This is a genomic window from Megasphaera massiliensis (assembly GCF_000455225.1).
GTDB lineage: Bacteria > Bacillota > Negativicutes > Veillonellales > Megasphaeraceae > Megasphaera > Megasphaera massiliensis.
Genome location: NZ_HF954537.1, coordinates 921,070 through 941,357, shown reverse-complemented (window position 1 = coordinate 941,357; position 20,288 = coordinate 921,070). Strand labels below are relative to the sequence as shown.

Genomic DNA, 20,288 nt, shown 5'->3' with positions numbered 1-20,288 from the left:
GTTTATTAACTATGAAGTACATGACGGGTAATGAAATCCGCAAGGCCTATTTACAATTTTTTAAGAGTAAGGAACATCTGATCCTGCACAGTTTTCCCCTTATTCCGGAAAATGACCCCAGCCTGCTCCTCATCGGCGCCGGCATGGCACCGCTCAAACCGTACTTTACGGGCAAGCTCGTCCCGCCGTCGTACCGCGTTACGACGAGCCAGAAGTGCATTCGCACCGGGGACATCGACAACGTAGGCCGCACGGCCCGTCACCATACGTTTTTTGAAATGCTCGGCAACTTCTCTTTCGGCAATTATTTTAAGAAAGAAGCCATTTCCTGGGCTTGGGAATTCTTAACGGAAGTACTCAAACTGGACAAGAGCAAATTGTACGTTACCATTTATCCTGATGATAAAGAAGCTTATGATTACTGGCATAATATGATCGGTCTTGCCGACGAACGGATCTTCAAATTCGACGACAACTTCTGGGAAATAGGCGAAGGCCCCTGCGGTCCGGACAGCGAAATCTTCTACGACCTCGGCCCTGAACGCGGCTGCGGCCAGCCTACGTGCAACGTCGGCTGCGACTGCGACCGGTATCTTGAAATCTGGAACCTCGTCTTCACCCAGTTCAATCGGACGAAAGACGGGAAATACGAACCCCTCGAAAAGAAAAATATCGATACCGGCTGCGGTCTCGAACGACTGGCTTCGGTCATTCAGCAGAAGGAATCGAACTTTGAAACAGACCTCATCTTCCCGATTATCGAAAAGGTAATCGCCATCAGCCACGGCGATTACAGCGATCCTCAGCAGAAGGTCGCTATGAAGGTCATTGCCGACCACATCCGGGCCATTACGGTCATGATCTCCGACGGTATCCTGCCGTCCAATGAAGGCCGGGGCTACGTCCTGCGCCGCATCCTGCGCCGTGCCGTTCGTTTCGGACGTCTTCTCGGAATCCGCGACATGTTCCTCGGCAGCCTCGTCGATACGGTCATGGACATCCTCGGTGACGAATATCCGGAACTTCGGGAACGTCAGGACCTGATCAAACAGATCATCGATACGGAAGAAAAACAATTCAGCGCTACCCTGGCTCAAGGCATGGAACTCTTAAACGACATGATGAGTCAGAGTGATAATAAAGTCCTCTCCGGCGACGACGTATTCAAACTCTATGATACGTACGGCTTTCCGATGGAACTGACCGAAGAAATTGCCGGTGAAAACGGTATGACCATCGACACCGACGGTTTTGAAGCGGCCATGAAGGAACAGCAGGAACGGGCCCGTGCAGCCCGTGCCGACGTATCGGCTAAGGTCGCTACGCCGGATACGACGAAACTCGATCAGTCGAAACTGGTCAACGACCCGTCGGCAACGAAAGCCTCCATCGTCATGATTGGCAAGGGCGGCGTCGAAGTCGATACAGCATCAGCCGGGGAAGAAGTGACAATCATCGTCGACAACAACCCCTTCCACGCCGAAGGCGGCGGTCAGCTCGGCGATACGGGCACCCTTTCCGGTGAAAAAGGGAAGGCTCAGGTCACCGATGCCAAGGCCCTGCCGAACGGTTTGGTATACCTCATCGCCACTATCGAAGAAGGCTCCCTTCAGACAGGCGATGCCGTCGCCGTCACCGTCCATCAGACACGTCATCTGAATCTGGCCCGCAACCATACGGCAACCCATCTCCTGCAGGCAGCCCTGCGCAAGGTCTTGGGCAACCACGTCAACCAGGCCGGCTCCTTAGTTACGCCGGACCACCTGCGCTTTGACTTCACCCATTTCTCGCCCGTTACCCAGACCGAACTCGATGCCATCGAAAACTTGGTTAACGAAGAAATCCTCAAAAACATACCCGTCACCATCGAAGAAATGTCCATCGACGACGCCAAAGAAAAGGGCGCCATGGCCTTATTCGGTGAAAAATACGGCGACGTCGTCCGCGTCGTCTCCGTCGATGACTTCAGCTGTGAACTCTGCGGCGGTTCCCACGTCGACAACACGTCGGTCATCGGCTCCTTCCGCATTACCGGTGAATCCGGTACCGGGTCCGGCGTTCGCCGCATCGAAGCCGTCACCGGGGCTGCTGCCTTGGCTCTGGCTAAGGCCGAATCCCGTGAACTGCAGCAGTTGGCCGATATGCTCAAAGCCAAAGTCGGCGATACGACGGCGAAATTAGAAGCCCTCCTCGCTCAGGCCAAGGGCCTCGAAAAAGAATTGGCCCAGCTTAAGAAAGAAGCGGCCATGTCCGATATGGACAGCATCTTAGCCGGCAAGGAAGATATCGGTGGCGTCTCGGTCATCACGGCCGAAGCCCAGGCTGATTCCATGGATAACCTCCGCGATTTGGCCGACTCCGTCCTCGATAAGGCAGGAAGCGGCGTCGTCCTCTTGGGAATGGTTCACGACGATAAAGTCAACTTCGTCTGCAAAGTCGCCAAGGCCGATGTAAAACGGGGCCTCCATGCCGGCAAGATCATCAAGGCAGCCGCACAAGCTGCCGGCGGTAATGGCGGCGGCCGTCCCGATATGGCCCAGGCCGGCGGTAAAGAACCGGGAAAATTAGCCGATGCTCTGAAAGCCGGTGCCGATGCCGTCCGCCAGTTGTTAGGATAAATTTTTGGCAGTCATGCCAATTGAATAAAAAGGATGTGATTGAATATGGCAGTTAATGACGAAACGATGATTATGCAAAACCGCAGCGAAGAACAGACCGTTGCCTCCATGATTCTCGAAGATGTCTATCACGCATTGGAAGAAAAAGGATACAACCCGATCAATCAGATCGTCGGCTATCTGCTGTCCGGTGATCCGACCTATATTACGAGCCACAACAATGCCCGCAGCAATATCCGCCGCATTGAACGGGACGAACTCATTGAAGAATTAGTCCGTTCCTACGTAAAACAGCGGAACTTATAGGAGGAACATGCGAATTTTAGGACTCGACGTCGGTTCCAAGACGATAGGCGTTGCCTGCAGCGACGCCCTGCTGATTACGGCCCAAGGCGTAGAAACGATTCGCCGTAAGTCCGATGAAGCAGACTTCGCCCGCTTGCACGAACTGATCAAAGAAAAAGAAGTACACTGCATCGTCGTAGGCAAACCACGCCATATGAATGGTGATTACAGTGATAACATGAAACATATCGAAGAATTCGTTCAACGATTCCAGAAAACCGTCCCGAACGTAGATATTGTCTATTGGGATGAACGCCTGACGACCATCATGGCCCAGAATGTATTAAAGGAAGGAAATGTGCGGCGCGAAAAGCGCAAGCAATTTGTCGATAAAATGGCGGCAATCCTTATTTTACAAAATTATTTAGACGCTCATGCTCACTAAGGAGGACTATCATGTCGGAAGAAATGAACAACGAATTAGAAGAAGTTATCATCGTTACCGCAACGGATGACGAAGGCAATGAAGTAAACTATCAGGAAGTACAGCGCATCGACTTGGACGGAAAAGTATTCGCCCTTCTCGTCGAAGTCCCTGACAGTGAAAACGACGCTGATGACGATGACGGCGATGCTATCGTAGCCCGCGTCGACATGGAAGACGGCGAAGAAGTCTATGTTGCTCCGACGGATGAAGAATTCGACGCAGCCAACGCAGCATTCGATGAACTTTTTGCAGAATAATGATTTAGCAGGTACTGTCCCGGCGTAGGTCTTGGGACAGTTTCCTCATTTCTTATGGCAGTAAGGATGACACAGGGACTCGCGCCCCGGCAAGATGCCCGGATGCGGAGTCCCTTTTTTAGTGGGGGAGTAACATGGAATTGCCATCGATACAGCAATTGCGGAACTTTGTCATTTACAGTAAGTACGGAAACTTTACGGCTGCTGCCAAGGCAGCCAATATCACCCAATCGGCCTTCAGCGCCCAGATGAAGAAACTCGAAGAACTCCTTGGCGTGCGCCTTATCGAGCGGTCCAATCGCGGCAGCCATCTCACGCCGGAAGGGAAGGACTTCTATACCAAGATAAGCCATATCCTGGGCGAACTGGAAGCCGTCGTCAGCGAGCTTCCCGGAAGGGCAGCTACGGCTCAGCCACTGGCTGTCGGCATCATGCTGTCCTTAGGAGACGTCCACATGAACCGCCATCTGGCCTATTTTCAGGACCATCACAGCGGCGCATCTTTTAGGGTCTATAACCTTGAAGTGCGGGAAATGCTCCAATGGCTGAAAGATGACCGCCTAGACATCGTATCTCTGTTTTACCTGCCGAGCCTTAACCTCGACGACTACGAAAAGGTCTTCTTTGGAACCGACGACATCGTCTACTACAAACCGGATCTCGACGTCGCCGGTCCGTCCATTTCGGCCTGTGCCGTCGCGGCCGAGCCCTTGGCTCAATATTCGCCGCAGTACGAGATGAATGCCTATATGGGCCAATATTTTACGGCTAACGGCTGTCCGCCTCAGAAGACGAAAGCTTGGTTCTCGACGCCTTATGCCATGCTGAACTACTGTCAGCAGAACCACATCGGTGCCTTGCTGCCCGAACGGTTTTTACGGGCCATGGGCGTCGGAAAAGACTACTGCCGTCTCGATCCGCCCATCCATTTGCCGTGCTATCTGGTCTACAAAAAGGCGAATCCCAAGTACGCTGCCATCCAAGTATTTGTCGAGTACATCCGCCGCGTCTATCACATCGAAACGTGAGTCATAAAAGATATTTGTCATCAAAAAAAACGATGACAAATATCTTTTTTTTCTGTTATACAAGGGGCGGCGGAAGGTGTAGAATCTAGCTTGCAAATACGAAAGGAGCAGTGACTACTGTATGTCAAATCAATCACTTTGGAACAAGGATTTCCTGCTGGATACGGGAATCAACTTCATCGTCTACCTCATCTATTATCTGTTAATGGTCATCATTGCTGTCGTCGCCAAAGACCAACTCCATGCCTCCCTGGGGGAAGCAGGGCTGGCATCGGGCATCTTCATCGTCGGCACCCTCTTGGCACGTCTTCAGTTCGGCAAGGCCATTGAACTCTACGGCCGCCGCATGTCCCTTTATGGCGGCATCATCTTTTATTTTGTAACGACCTTATTGTATTTTTATATCCCGAATCTCGCTATCCTTTACGTCATCCGCTTCTTAAACGGTATGGCCTACGGCATCGTATCGACGGCGACCAACACCATCGTCGCCTCCTGTATCCCTCCTGAAAAAAGAGGTCAGGGCATCAACTACTACGGCCTCAGTACCAGCCTGGCAGCCGCTGTCGGCCCCTTCCTGGGCATGCTCCTTATCGTCATCACCAACTTTACCTTCATCATTACCCTCTGCGCCGTCTTGGTCGGCCTGTGCATGATCGGCTGCATCATCCTTCATATCAATGAAATTGAACTGACGGCCGAACAGATCGCCAAGATGAAAGCCATGACCCTCGACAACTACGTCGAATACCGGGTTATGGTCATCTCCATCATCGGTTTTTTCATGGGCTTTGCTTATTCCAGCGTCCTGACCTTCCTGGCCGCCTATGCCCGGGAAATCAACTTGGTGGAAGCCGGGACCTTCTTCTTCATCGTCTATGCCGTCGTCATCACCTTGACCCGTCCGCTGACGGGCATCGTCTTCGACCGTAAGGGAGAAAATTACGTCCTCTATCCGTGCTACATCTGTCTTGCTATCGGCCTCTTCCTGCTCAGCATTACCGGCACGTCGTGGCAGCTCCTCCTGTCCGGTGTCTTCGTCGGCCTCGGCTATGGGACCTTCATGTCGAACGGACAGGCCGTCTGCATCAAATTGACGCCGCCGTACCGCATCAGCGTGGCCTTGTCGACGTACTTCGTTGCCCTTGACCTCGGTCTCGGCGTCGGGCCTTACGTCCTCGGCAGCCTTCAGGGCATCTTGACCTTCCCCCAGCTCTACATCGTCGCCGGTGTCATCGCCGCTGCCTGCTTTGTTATGTATTATCTCTTCTATGGACGGAAAATCAACCTCATCAATCGTGCCGTCCGTATCTATATTCACGCCTAGGTGTATCATATATTTCATTTTCCCCAGACTCAGGGATTGCGCCGTACTTTCGGTGCGGTCCCTTTTTTGGACCTTGGGGCGTGTTTGAAGTTTATCCATAAGTCGGTTATAATGGACGAAAGGAGAACTCATGACTACAAAAACAAAGATACTTTCCCTATTAGCAGCCGTCTGCGTCGTCCTCAGCCTCTTTTTTTGGCCTGAAAAAGAACCGGACGCCTACAGCTCGGCGACGATCGAAGCGGCCGAAGAGGTGAGTCGGACCGAGACGGAAATGCTGGCTCCCGATGAACGCCTCTACGGTCCGGATGGAGCCGTGCGCCTGCAAAGCTTATACAATGAAAAACCGGTCTGTCTCTTTTTCTGGGCCGTTTGGAGCGAAGACAGCCTGAAGAACCTGGCCGTCATGGAAGAGATGTACCAAAAGTACGGACAGGACATTTCCTTTGTCGCCGTTCCCGTCGGACCCGATGCCGATAAGGGGGCGGAATACTGCCGAAAAGAAGGCTATGAAATTCCCGTCTACAAAGGGGAAGGGCAGCTTTTCCGGGACTACAGCATCAGCAACGTACCGCAGGTTATCTTCATCGCCCGTGGCGGCCAAATGAGCCGGCCTTATGACGGTCTCGTGACCCGTCGTCAAATTGAATATGCCTTGGCGAAGATTCAATAAAAAAAGACTTGCCAAGATGGGAAAAACAAGGTATACTATATGAGTCGCACGAAATGTGCACTGTATGGGCGGTTAGCTCAGTTGGTTAGAGTATCTCGTTGACATCGAGGGGGTCGATGGTTCGAATCCATTACCGCCCACCATACATGAAAACCGGTTGTATTATGACTCGTTGAGTAATAATGCAACCGGTTTTTTCCTTTTGTCCTTTTAGCGAAAGCAAAATTATTCAAAACTTTTGCGAATTATAACCCTATTATGGACAAATTTTATCCCAATTATACTTAGAAATGCTTATGACAGACACCTTGTGACAATACATAACTGTATAACAGCGACAGCCGATATATCTAAACTCGGCTGTTTTTTTGTAGAAAAGATTGTGTTATTTCCTCGCTTTTTGGCTTTTTGATGGTGAGAGCGAAGTGCTTTGTATTGTAGTAGGAAATGTAATATATTGACACATAATATACTTTCTTGTAGATAAAATATGTCTTTTATTTCATCTATATTTATGTGGTAGAACGGATTTTTTATGGATAATCTTTACAAGTTATTTGTTGTATGATATATTATATCAAAGATTAAAACAATCCACATTAGAAATGAAACAATAATTGGGATTACGGACGTTTTTTTGAATATATTTTAAGTTGACACCTTCAATAAAAAATAAAATAAAGCGTTTTGTGGAGCGGTTTTATCTATTATAAAGAATAACACAGTATTTATAAATGTGCTTTTATTACATTCCCAATTTTGTTTTGAAGTGTAACTTATCGTTAAAGTGTATACGTTTCATGGAAGAACATCACAGCAGAAAGGGGTGTTGGCAGCCTGATTTGTGCTTGAGCGTTTTAACGGGGGACGAATTACCGAGACGGTATTTTTTTGTTGGAACCGTACATCACAAATCATTGACATATCCTGACAGGTCCCATACCTACTGTCAGGACAGATTCCGAGTGCATCCGTTGTTTTTTTGACGAGTTGTTATTGGGATTTAATTAAGGAGGAAGATTTTTGTATGAATAAGATCTATAAGGTCGTCTGGAGCAAGGTGAGAAACGCCTACGTCGTCGTTTCCGAGCTTGCCAAGAGAAATAGTAAAACGAAATCGCAGCATACGGCGCGCGTGTCCCATAGCTTGCTGAGCCTGGCCGTCGTAAGCAGCTTAGCCTTGGGACTCGTTTCAACCGTTACCTTACCGGCAGAAGCGGCGCAGCGAGTTGTAGCAGGGCGTTATCCGGGGGCTCAAGACAATGACACGATGGCTGTAGGTGCTAACGCGACAGCTACCGGTGCCGGCGCTGTTTCTGTAGGCACAGCTACCTCAAACGGTGAAGATGCCCTTGCTTTGGGGACTGATGCCTCTGCGACCGGTACAGAAACGATTGCTATCGGTGGTGCTACGGCAGCCATTAATTACGCAATTGCAATGGGCGATGGTGCTATCGCCGGTGGTACTTATTCAGTCGGCGGCGTAACCCAGAGCGGTGCCAATGCCGTTGCGATTGGTAAATCGGCCTTAGCCTACGGTATCAATGATGTTGTTATCGGTGCTAATCAGACTGCTATTGCTCCGACCACCACTGCGTCGGAAGATACACCTGATGGCACGGGCCTCAGTTCGGCTCTCGGCGGCCGTGTCATGATTGGCCATGACAATATTGCTTACGGTCGTGCCGGTAATTCAGTTATTGTAGGTTCAAATAACCGAACGAATGCTATTCATGGTATTGCCATTGGTCAGAATGCGTATGCCGGTCAACCTGATGGGAGTACGCTGGCCTATGAAAATACTATGTCCATCGGTACTAACACTCGTTCATACTCTACGGACGCTATCGCTATTGGTAATAATGCTGTTGCCGGTAATACGGATACTAGTAAGACTTCCTATGATGGTAATGGCCTAGCTGCAGCTGCCATAGGTTCCGGGGCTAAAGCAACTTCGTTCCATACAGTAGCTATTGGATCTACAAGTCAGGCAACTGATATTAGCGCTGCCGCTATCGGTGATGGTGCTGTCGCAAGTGCCGTTAGTACTACCGCTGTCGGTAACAGTGCCAAGGCTACGTCCATAGGTTCTCTTGCTGCCGGGGCAGCCGCAACTGCCAGCAATCAATACACTATTGCCGTAGGTAATAGCGCACAGGCGAGCGGTTTGCGCTCTATGGCTGTAGGTTATGGCGCTGTATCCAGCGGTGGAGGAGCCATGGCCTTAGGTCGAACGGCTCAAGCTACCGGTAACTACTCACTTGCAGCCGGTTATGAAAATACAGCCAGTGGTGCTAGTTCTGTTTCTATAGGCTACCTAACTAAGACGTCCGGTACGAGAAGTATTGCTATCGGTCGCGAAGCGAACTCCGGTGCTGACGGTACCGGACAGGATACGATCGCTATCGGTCATCAAGCGACTACTGCTGCAAATACCGGTATTGCAATCGGTAAAACAGCTACTACCGATGCATCGGCAACTAGCGCCATTGCTTTGGGTAGTGGTGCGGCGGCAGGGGTGGCTACCAGTGTGGCCATCGGTTCCGGATCCACTACAACGCGTGCAACCGATACTACCAGCCAGGGCTGGAATGCTCAGGACAGCACATGGACCGGGTGGCTTTCTACGAAAGGAAATGCCGGTACTACCTCTGGCGGCGTATGGAATAGCAGTGCTGGTGTCGTTTCCATTGGTACGGATGGCTTTGCCGGAACGACCGTAACTCGTAAACTCACCGGGTTAGCAGCTGGTCAGTACGATACGGATGCCGTAAATATGAAACAGTGGACGAATACTATGCTTGCTACTGCCGGTGATTTCCAAGTGAGCGGCTCTACCCACTATGGCTCGGACAACACACCGCGTACAGCGACTAAACTTCTGAATGAATCCTTGACGATTACGGGTGGCGTAGACAAAACATTGTACGAACAGAGCGATTTTGCTACGAACCCTAATATTGGAGCTTTCATTAGCGATAATACAGTAACCCTTCGTTTGAATAAAGCCCTTACAGGCTTAACAAGTGCTGCATTTACTGATTCTGACGGTAATCGTACAGCTATCAACGGGAAAGGTGTTTACATTACGCCTGCGTCGGGTTCTAGGGTGACTTTGACCACAGCCGGTCTTAATAATGGCGGTAATAAGATTACTAACGTTGCTGCCGGTACAGCCAATACTGACGGTGTTAACGTAAGTCAATTGAATCAGGCTATCGCCGGTGTCAGTGGTGGATCGGGTACGACGACTACCGTTACCGTTGAAGGCGGCACGGCAGCCGGTACCGACAGCACTTATACAGGCAACAACTTACAACTTACCTCTACGACGGGTACTAATTCGACAGCCTATGACCTCAAACTTGCGGACAAAGTAACTTTAGGCAGCACCAGTACGGACGGCTCGCTTACGGTTAACGGCACCGGCGGTTCTTCTGTAGCTGTTGATGGTGCAACCGGTTCTGTTGCTTTAACCGGTACAGATGGTTCTACAGCTACTATCGCAGCAGGTACGGCAGCTAACGACGTAAACGGTAATTCTCTTAACCGTATTACCGCAGGTGGTGCGACGGTCGCAACCCTTGATGACGGCATGGTTTATACCGGTGATACCGGAACGGCTGCCGTTAAATTGAATAAGACCGTCAATATCGTCGGTGGGGAAACGGATTCCTCCAAATTATCTACGGACAACAATATTGGCATCGTTGCCGCACAAGACGGCGACAATGGCAAACTGACCGTTCGCTTGGCGAAAGACATTACCGGTTTGAACACCGTAACAGCCGGCGATGCTACGATCGGTACTCAAACAGAAACGACAGCAGGTGGTGTTGCTGAAACGGGAAGCTATGTAACCGGATTAGACAACACGACTTGGAATGTATCGAATCCGGATATCGTAAGCGGTCGTGCAGCTACGGAAGATCAGCTGAAAACCGTAAGCGATGCTGTCGTTGCTGTTACTGATGGTACTAGTGAAAACGCAACCGGTGGCTTCGGCTTGACCGACGACAGCGGCACGGCTGTGAAGCAGGACTTGGGCAAAACGATTCAGATTGCCGGTGACGGTAACATCACGACTACGGCTGATACGACAAATACTAAGATTACCGTAGGTTTGAGCAATACTGTTTCTGTAGGTACAGCAGGTACCGATGGTGCTAATGGCACGGTTACCGTTAATGGTACTGACGGTTCGTCCGTAGCGATTAATGGTGCTGACGGCACGATCGCCTTGACCAGCGGTTCCGGTTCGCCGGTGACCATTGGGGCCGGTACCAGCGTTAATGACGTAACCGGTACGCCCATTAACCGTATCACCGTAGGTGGCGCGACTGTAGCTACCATGAATGACGGTATGAAATACGGCGGCGACTTCGGTACCGTTTCCAACGTTAAATTGAATAATCAAGTTAACGTAAAAGGGGAAGCTACGACAGAAGCGGACCTTACGACGGGCAACATCGGTGTCGTATCCAGTCAGGATGGCGATAACGGTTTATTAGTCGTGAAATTAAATAAAGACATCGACTTAGGTGAAAATGGCTCGGTAACAACAGGCAACACGACCATCAATAATAGTGGCTTAACCATCACCAATGGTCCGTCTGTTACTTCCAGCGGTATTGATGCCGGCGGTAATAAGATTACCAACGTTGCAACCGGTACGGATGGCACGGATGCTGTCAATGTCGATCAGTTGACAAAGGCCATTGCCGGTGTAAGTGGCGGTTCCGGAACAAAGACTACGGTAACCGTTGAAGGCGGCACGGAAGCAGGTACTGATTCTTATGCAGGCAGCAACTTACAGTTGAAAGGAACTACAGGAACAGATGGTTCCACTACGTATGACTTGAAACTGGCTGATAAGGTTACCTTAGGCAGCGCTGCGGATGGTACGGCTGGTACAACCGGTACTGACGGGGCCGTTACCGTTAACGGCGTTGACGGCTCTTCTGTTGCAATCAACGGTGCTGATGGCTCTATCGCCTTGAATACAGCTGACGGTTCGCCGGTCACGATTAAAGCCGGTACGGCAGCTAACGACGTAAACGGTAATTCTATTAATCGTATTACCGTAGGCGACGCGACTGTAGCAACTCTTGATGACGGTATGAAATACGGTGGTGACTTCGGTACCGCTTCGGCTGTGAAATTGAATAACCAAGTCAATGTCAAGGGCAATGCCACGACAGAAGCAATCTGACTGATGGCAATATCGGTGTCGTATCCAGCCAGGATGGCGAGAATGGTCTGTTGACGGTTAAGCTTAATAAAGATATCAACTTAGGCGAAACAGGATCTGTAACCACAGGCAACACTGTGGTCAATAACGACGGTGTAAAAGTCGGTGATACAACCCTCACGACCAGTGGCTTGACCATCACCAACGGTCCGTCTGTCACAACGGCGGGCATCGACGGCGGCAGCAAACAGATTACCAACGTATCCAGCGGCTCCGACGGTGTCGATGCTGACGGGAACCCGACGTATAATAACCTTACTAATGGCGCCAATATCGGTGACATTAAAAATATTACCGATGCGGCTAAGACCGAATTAACCAATGATGGTCTGAATTTCACGGCCGATAGCGGCGATGCTGTACACCGCAACTTAGGAGAAACCTTAAATATTGCCGGTGATGGCAACATCACGACTACGTCTGATGCCACTAATGGCAAAATCACCGTAGGTTTGAGCAATACTGTTGCTGTTGGTGACAAGGGCAGTGAAGACGGCTCGCTCACCGTGAATGGTGCAGATGGCTCTTCCGTTGCGATTAACGGTGCTGACGGTACTATCGCTTTGAATACCGCTGACGGTTCGCCCGTAACTATTGGTGCCGGAACTCAAGTTAATAACTTGGCCGGTACGCCTGTCGATCGCATTACTGTAGGTGGTCAAACTGTGGCTACCATGAGCGACGGTCTTAAATTTGCCGGTGATGACGGCCAGACGGATACGACGAAAGTTATTCCGAAGACCCTCAACGAACAGCTCGATATCATTGGCGGTGCTGAAGGTGAATTGACGGACAAAAACATTGGCGTCAACAACGTTAATGGCCAATTAAAAGTTCAGTTAGTCAAAGACGTCGACTTAGGCTCCACCGGTTCCTTAACAGTGGGTAACACGGTTGTTAACAACGATGGCATTAAGATTACCCCTGCTACGGGTGAACCTGTATCCTTGACCGGCTCCGGTCTTGATAACGGCAACAACGTCATCAGCAATGTTGCTACCGGTGTTAAGGGTACAGATGCTGTTAACGTGGATCAGTTGACAAAGGCAATTGAAGGCGTAAGTGCCGGTGAAGGCAGCAAGACGAACCTTACTGTCGAAGGCGGCACAACTGCCGGTACTAGTGGTAACTATACTGGCAGCAACTTGCAGATTACCGAAAAAACAGAAACGACCGGTGCCACGACTTATGACGTGAAACTGGCTGATAACATTACTTTAGGTAGTAAAGCCGACACTGCAGCGGGGACAGAAGGGACGGACAGCTCCATTACCGTCAACGGTAAAGACGGTTCCGCCGTTGCTATCAACGGTGCTGACGGCTCTATCGCCCTGAACACGGCTGACGGCTCGCCGGTTACGATTAAAGCCGGTACGGCTGCTAACGACGTCAACGGTAACTCTATTAACCGTATCACCGTAGGCGGCGCGACCGTAGCTACTCTTGATGACGGCATGGTATATACCGGTGACACCGGTTCTGCCGCTGTCAAACTGAATAAGACCGTCAATATCGTCGGTGGGGAAACGGATGCTTCCAAGTTATCTACGGACAACAACATTGGCATCGTTGCCGCTCAAGACGGCGACAATGGCAAGTTGACCGTTCGCTTGGCCAAAGACATTACCGGTTTGAATACCGTAACGGCCGGCGATGCTACTATCGGTACGCAGACAGAAACGACAGCTGGCGGCATTACTCAAACGGGCAGCTATGTAACCGGTTTGGACAACACGACGTGGAATGTATCCAATCCGGATATCGTAACCGGTCGTGCAGCTACGGAAGATCAGTTGAAGACCGTAAGCGACGCAGTCGTTGCTGTTACTGATGGTACCAGTGAAAATGCAACCGGTGGCTTCGGCCTCGCTGACGGCAGCGGTACCACGGTTAAGCAGGACCTCGGCAAGACGATTACCGTTAAAGGCGGCGTCACCGACGGAACGGCTACGACCGAAAATCCGGATGGCGTTTCTAACATCACGACAGCCGTGAAAGACGGGGCTCTTGAAGTCAGCCTGAATAAGGATCTCGACTTAGGCTCGACCGGTTCTGTAACCACCGGCAATACGGTCATCAACAACGACGGTGTGAAAGTCGGCGATACGGCTCTCACGACGGGTGGCTTGACCATCACCAATGGTCCGTCTGTCACGACGACGGGCATTGATGCCGGTAGCAAACAGATTACTAACGTAGCCAGCGGTTCCGATGGTGTCGATGATGACGGCAACCCGACGTACAATAACCTTACCAATGGTGCCAATATCGGTGACATTAAGAATATTACCGATGCGGCTAAGACAGAATTAACCAATGATGGCCTGAATTTCACGGCCGACAGCGGTGATGCTGTACACCGTAACTTAGGTGAAACCTTAAATATTGCCGGTGACGGCAACATCACGACTACGTCTGATGCCACCAATGGCAAGATCACCGTAGGCTTGAGCAACACTGTGGCTGTTGGTGAATCCGGCAGTGAAGACGGTTCCCTTACTGTGAATGGTGCAGACGGTTCGGCCGTAGCTATCGATGGCTCCAACGGCTCTATCGCCTTGAATACCGGTTCCGGTTCGCCTGTAACTATCCAGGCCGGCATCAGCGTCAATGACGTAACCGGCTCGCCGATTAACCGTATCACCGTAGGCGGAGCCACTGTGGCTACCCTGAATGACGGCATGAAATACGGCGGTGACTTCGGTACCGTTTCCAACGTCAAATTGAATAATCAAGTTGATGTAAAAGGGGAAGCGACGACAGAAGCTAACCTTACTTCCGGCAACATCGGTGTCGTTTCCAGCCAGAATGGCGACAACGGTCTGTTAGTCGTGAAATTGAATAAAGACCTCAACTTAGGTGAAAACGGTTCTGTTACTACAGGTAACACTGTAATTAATAACAGCGGTGTAACCATTGGCAGCGGGGATACGGCTGTAAGCCTCACTGACGGTGGCCTCAACAATGGCGGCAATAAGATTACCAATGTTGCTACCGGTACAGATGGTACTGATGCGGTGAACGTAGCTCAGTTAGAAGATAGACTCAGCCAGATAACGATTGGCGAATCGAAAACGACTGAGGTTACGGTTGAAGGCGGCACCGAGGCTCCGACTGATGGAACCTATGCGGGGGACAACCTGCAGGTGAAAGCAGGGACGACAGCCAATGGTTCACCGACCTATGATGTGAAACTTGCCGATAACATCACCTTAGGCAGTGCTGCCGACAGTGCAGCCGGCACAACCGGTACCGACGGCTCTATTACGCTGAACGGTGCCAACGGCTCCTCCGTAGCCGTTAACGGTGCTAATGGTTCTGTTACGGCAAAAGGTACAGATGGCTCGGCCGTAGCTATCAACGGCTCCAACGGATCTATCGAACTTAATACCGAATCCGGTTCGCCGGTAACTATCCAGGCCGGCACTAGTGCCAATAACTTGGCAGGAACTTCCGTTGACCGCATCTCTGTAGGCGGCCAGACGGTTGCTACCATGAGTGACGGTTTGAAATATGCCGGTGATGACGGCCAGTCCGATACGACGAAAGTCATTGCTAAGACCCTCAACGAACAGCTTGATATCGTTGGCGGTGCTGACGCAACAAAATTGACGGACAATAACATCGGCGTCAACAACGTTAACGGCCAGTTAAAAGTCCAGTTAGTGAAAGACATCAACTTAGGCGATACCGGTTCTGTAACCGTCGGTACAGCCGTCTTGGGCAACCAGACTGTAACCACGACTAATGGCGTATCTCAGACAGGTACCTACTTAACCGGGTTAGGCAATACCGCTTGGGATACGTCGAATCCGGATGCCGTAACCGGTCGTGCTGCCACGGAAGATCAGCTCAAAGCTATCAACGATAAAGTGAATGCCATTTCGACCGGTACCGGTGCCTTCGGCTTGACTGATGATGATGGAAACAAAGTTACACAAAGCCTTGGCGAAACGATTCAAGTCGCCGGCGATGGTCAGAATATCACGACGACAGCCGATGCTGAAAACGGTAAGATTACCGTAGCCTTGAGCAACGATATCTCCATCGGTGCGAAAGACGGAGATGATGGTACAGACGGTGTCGATGGTAAGATCGGCGTCAACGGTAAAGATGGTTCGTCCGTCGTTATCAACGGCAAAGATGGCTCCATCGGCTTGACCGGCCCTGCCGGAGCTGACGGAACACCGGGCACGACGGTAACGATTAAAGTGGCTGACCCTGTTAATAACGTATCCGATACTCCGGTAGATAGAATTACCGTAGGTGACCAGACCGTTGCAACCTTGACTGATGGCATGAAATATGGCGGTGACTTCGGTACTGTTTCCAAAGTAAAATTGAATAATCAAGTTAACGTGAAAGGTGAAGCAACGACGGAAGCCAACCTCACGACGGGCAACATCGGCGTCGTATCCAGCCAGGATGGCGACAATGGTCTGTTGACGGTTAAGCTCAATAAAGACATCAACTTGGGCGACACCGGCTCGGTCAAGACAGGTGCTACGGTCATCAATAACGATGGCGTGACCATTACGCCGTCCACCGGTAAGCCTGTAAGCTTGACCGGTACCGGCCTCAACAACGGCGGCAATACGATTACTAACGTAGCTGCCGGCACGGCCGATACGGATGCTGTCAATTACGGCCAGTTAAAAGCTGCCGCTACGGCGGTCACCGTTGAAGGTGGTACCGCAGCCGGAACGACTGACTACGCAGGCAACAACCTGAAACTGAAAGCCACTACCGATGGCGATAAGACGACCTATGACCTGAAGCTTGCCGATAAGATTACCTTAGGCAGTGCTGCCGACAGTGCAGCCGGTACAGAAGGAACCGACAGCTCTATTACTGTAAATGGTAAAGACGGTTCCGCAGTAGCTATTAACGGTGCTGACGGCTCCATCGCCTTGAACACGGCTGACGGCTCGCCGGTCACCATCAAAGCCGGTACAGCTGCTAACGACGTCAACGGTAACTCTATTAACCGTGTCACCGTAGGCGGTGCGACGGTCGCAACCCTTGATGACGGCATGAAATACACCGGTGATACCGGTTCTGCCGCTGTCAAACTGAATAAGACCGTCAACATTGTCGGCGGAGAAACGGATTCTACGAAGTTATCTACCGACAACAACATTGGCATCGTTGCCGAACAAGACGGCGACAATGGCAAACTGACGGTTCGCCTGGCGAAAGACATTACCGGTTTGAACACCGTAACGGCCGGCGATGCTACCATCGGTACGCAGACAGAAATGACAGCTAGCGGTGTTGCTCAAACGGGCAGCTATGTAACCGGCTTAGACAACACGACGTGGAATGTATCCGATCCGGATATCGTAAGCGGTCGGGCAGCTACGGAAGATCAGCTGAAGACCGTAAGCGATGCCATTATGGATGGTACCAGTGAAAACGCAACGGGCGGCTTCGGCCTGACCGACGACAGCGGCAACGCTGTTAAGCAAGACCTGGGCAAGACCATCCAGATTGCCGGTGACGGTCAGAATATCACGACGACAGCCGATGCAACAAACGGCAAAATTACCGTAGCCTTGAGCAACGACATCTCCATCGGTGCCAAAGACGGCGCTGACGGTACAGACGGTGTCGACGGCAAGATTGGCGTCAACGGTAAAGATGGCTCTGCTGTAGTTATCAACGGCGCTGACGGCTCCATCGGCTTGACCGGCCCTGCCGGAGCTGACGGAACACCGGGCACAACGGTAACGATTAAAGTGGCTGACCCCGTCAATGATGTAACCGGTACGCCCATTGACCGCATTACGGTCGGTGGTGCGACCGTTGCTACACTCGATGACGGTATGAAGTACGGAGGTGACTTCGGCACGACTTCGGCTGTGAAACTGAACAACCAGGTCAATGTCAAAGGCAATGCCACGACAGAAGCTAACCTCACTGATGGAAACATCGGTGTCGTATCCAGCCAGGATGGCGACAATGGTCTGTTAACGGTTAAGCTCAATAAAGACATCAACTTGGGCGACACCGGCTCGGTCAAGACAGGTGCTACGGTTATCAATAACGACGGCGTTACCATTACGCCTTCTACGGGTAACCCTGTAACCTTGACGGGTACCGGCCTCAATAACGGCGGCAATAAGATTACTAACGTTGCAGCCGGTGATGTAAGTTCGACCTCTACAGATGCTGTTAACGGCAGTCAGTTGAAAGCTGTTCAAGACATTGCTGAAAAACACACGGTGGTAACCGTTGAAGACGGCACAGCAGCCGGAACGACTGACTATACAGGAAACAATCTGAAGCTGAAAGCTACCGAGGTAGACGGTCAGACCACGTATGACCTGAAACTTGCCGACAACCTCACTATCGGTGCGAAAGATGGTACGAACGGATCTATCGGTGTTAACGGCAGCGATGGAAACGTCGTTACTATCGACGGCAACGACGGCATCTCGATTAAGGGTGCCGACGGCAAAGATGGCGTCAGCATCACCGGTAAAGACGGTGTCGATGGCGTCGACGGCTTGGAAGGCCACATCGGCCTCAATGGCAAAGACGGCGTGACCGACATCTATACCACGCCTGGTGACGCCGGCGTCAACGGTGCCGATGGTGATACCATGACTCGCATCATCTACACCGATCCGGAAGGCACGAACCATCAGGTAGCAACCCTTGATGACGGCATGAAGTACACCGGTGATACCGGTTCTGCCGCTGTCAAACTGAATAAGACCGTCAACATTGTCGGCGGAGAAACAGATTCTACTAAGTTATCTACCGACAACAACATTGGCATCGTTGCCGAACAAGACAATGACAATGCCAAATTGACGGTTCGCCTGGCGAAAGACATTACCGGGTTGAATACCGTAACAGCCGGCGACGCTACCATTGGTAATCAGACGGAAGTTACCGCCGGTGGAACTGCTCAAACGGGCAGCTATGTAACTGGTTTGGATAACACCGAATGGAATATGACGAGTCCGGATATCGTAAGCGGCCGTGCAGCTACGGAAGATCAGCTGAAGACCGTAAGCGATACGGTGAATGCTCTTGCTGATGGTACCAGTGAAAACGCAACGGGCGGCTTCGGCTTGACCGACGACAGCGGCACCGCTGTTAAGCAAGACATTGGCAAGACGATTCAAATCGCCGGTGATGGCAACATCACGACTACGGCTGATGCGACCAGTGGCAAACTCACCGTAGGCTTGAGCAATACGATTGCCCTTGGTGAAAAAGCCAGTGAAGACGGTTCCACTGAAGGTACAGACAGCTCCATTACCGTTAATGGTAAAGACGGCTCGGCTGTAGCTATCAACGGTGCTGACGGAACTATCGCTTTGAATACCGCTGACGGCTCGCCTGTAACTATCGGAGCGGGCACTCAGGTTAATAACTTGGCCGGTACTCCCATTGACCGCATTACTATCGGTGGTGCAACCGTTGCAACTCTCGACGACGGTATGAAGTACTATGGTGACTTCGGCGAAGTTGCTTCTGTTAAGTTGAATAATCAAGTTAACATGGAAGGCGAAGCAACCTCTGAAGATGACCTGACGACGGGCAACATCGGCGTCGTATCCAGCCAGGATGGTGACAATGCATTGTTAACGGTTAAGCTCAATAAAGACATCAACCTAGGCTCATCTGGTTCCGTAACTACAGGCAACACCGTGATCAATAACAGCGGCGTTACCATTACGCCTACCGGCGGTAATCCTGTAACCTTGACGGATGCCGGCCTCAATAACGGCGGCAACAAGATTATCAATGTTGCGCCTGGAGCTATCAATGACGATTCTATGGATGCTGTTAATGGCAGCCAGTTAAATGAAATTAGAAAATTAGCTGCTCAGCATACGTATGTAACCGTTGAAGGTGGTACAGAAGGCGAAGCGGCCGAGTATGCAGGTAAGAACTTGTTGATTCAAACAAAGAGAGATAACAACCTGACGACGTATTATGACCTCAAACTCTCGGATAACATCACCTTAGGTAGTGCCAACGATGATGAGGGCACAGGCGGTGTAGACAGCTCGATTACCCTGAATGGTGCTGATGGATCTTCCGTTGCCATTGACGGGGCGACAGGCTCTGTTGCCCTGACGGGTACGGATGGTTCGACGGCAACAATCGCAGCCGGAACCCAAGCTAATAACTTAGTCGGTACGGCCATTGACCGCATTACCGCAGGCGGCTCGACCGTTGCAACCCTCGATGACGGCATGAAATACGGCGGTGACTTTGGCACTGCTTCTGCAGTGAAACTGAACAACCAGGTCAATGTCAAAGGTAATGCAACCACTGAAGCTGATCTCACTGATGGCAACATCGGTGTCGTATCCAGCCAGGATGGCGACAATGGTCTGTT

General features: G+C 51.0%; 9 protein-coding genes and 1 tRNA gene. All 10 read left to right on the top strand.

Annotation, left to right across the window (positions count from 1 at the left end; genetic code table 11):
• Positions 1 to 20 precede the first annotated feature (20 nt).
• Complete coding sequence (alaS, locus tag TX77_RS07745; protein ID WP_195891183.1) at positions 21 to 2,618, top strand: alanine--tRNA ligase; 2,598 nt, start codon at positions 21 to 23, stop codon at positions 2,616 to 2,618.
• Positions 2,619 to 2,663: 45 nt separating this feature from the next.
• Positions 2,664 to 2,924 (top strand): IreB family regulatory phosphoprotein, encoded by a 261-nt coding sequence (locus tag TX77_RS07740; RefSeq protein WP_044504192.1) that lies wholly within the window; start codon positions 2,664 to 2,666, stop codon positions 2,922 to 2,924.
• A gap of 7 nt (positions 2,925 to 2,931) precedes the next feature.
• The gene (gene ruvX / locus TX77_RS07735) at positions 2,932 to 3,348 is read left to right on the top strand and encodes a Holliday junction resolvase RuvX (protein WP_044504191.1); all 417 of its coding nucleotides are present in this window, start codon (positions 2,932 to 2,934) and stop codon (positions 3,346 to 3,348) included.
• Between the two features lie 11 nt (positions 3,349 to 3,359).
• Positions 3,360 to 3,647, top strand: coding sequence for a DUF1292 domain-containing protein (locus tag TX77_RS07730; RefSeq protein ID WP_044504186.1), 288 nt, complete (start codon positions 3,360 to 3,362; stop codon positions 3,645 to 3,647).
• A 134-nt stretch (positions 3,648 to 3,781) separates the two neighbouring features.
• Positions 3,782 to 4,675 (top strand): LysR family transcriptional regulator, encoded by an 894-nt coding sequence (locus TX77_RS07725; protein WP_044504185.1) that lies wholly within the window; start codon positions 3,782 to 3,784, stop codon positions 4,673 to 4,675.
• Between the two features lie 121 nt (positions 4,676 to 4,796).
• On the top strand, positions 4,797 to 6,002 hold the full coding sequence (locus TX77_RS07720; protein WP_044504184.1) for an MFS transporter: 1,206 nt from the start codon (positions 4,797 to 4,799) through the stop codon (positions 6,000 to 6,002).
• A 130-nt stretch (positions 6,003 to 6,132) separates the two neighbouring features.
• The gene (locus TX77_RS07715; RefSeq protein ID WP_044504183.1) at positions 6,133 to 6,675 is read left to right on the top strand and encodes a TlpA family protein disulfide reductase; all 543 of its coding nucleotides are present in this window, start codon (positions 6,133 to 6,135) and stop codon (positions 6,673 to 6,675) included.
• Between the two features lie 66 nt (positions 6,676 to 6,741).
• Positions 6,742 to 6,818: transfer RNA gene (locus TX77_RS07710), tRNA-Val, on the top strand.
• Between the two features lie 884 nt (positions 6,819 to 7,702).
• A complete protein-coding gene (locus tag TX77_RS07705; RefSeq protein WP_044504182.1) occupies positions 7,703 to 11,887 on the top strand; it encodes an ESPR-type extended signal peptide-containing protein in 4,185 nt (1,394 codons plus the stop codon).
• Between the two features lie 50 nt (positions 11,888 to 11,937).
• A partial coding sequence (locus tag TX77_RS07700; RefSeq protein ID WP_044504181.1) for a beta strand repeat-containing protein occupies positions 11,938 to 20,288 on the top strand: 8,351 nt, incomplete at its 3' end.

Coding starts and splice junctions, on each gene's coding strand:
- ruvX (WP_044504191.1), top strand. CDS start 2,932: ATGCGAATTTTAGGACTCGACGTCGGTTCCAAGACGATAGGCGTTGCC.
- TX77_RS07705 (WP_044504182.1), top strand. CDS start 7,703: ATGAATAAGATCTATAAGGTCGTCTGGAGCAAGGTGAGAAACGCCTAC.
- alaS (WP_195891183.1), top strand. CDS start 21: ATGACGGGTAATGAAATCCGCAAGGCCTATTTACAATTTTTTAAGAGT.
- TX77_RS07725 (WP_044504185.1), top strand. CDS start 3,782: ATGGAATTGCCATCGATACAGCAATTGCGGAACTTTGTCATTTACAGT.
- TX77_RS07730 (WP_044504186.1), top strand. CDS start 3,360: ATGTCGGAAGAAATGAACAACGAATTAGAAGAAGTTATCATCGTTACC.
- TX77_RS07740 (WP_044504192.1), top strand. CDS start 2,664: ATGGCAGTTAATGACGAAACGATGATTATGCAAAACCGCAGCGAAGAA.
- TX77_RS07715 (WP_044504183.1), top strand. CDS start 6,133: ATGACTACAAAAACAAAGATACTTTCCCTATTAGCAGCCGTCTGCGTC.
- TX77_RS07720 (WP_044504184.1), top strand. CDS start 4,797: ATGTCAAATCAATCACTTTGGAACAAGGATTTCCTGCTGGATACGGGA.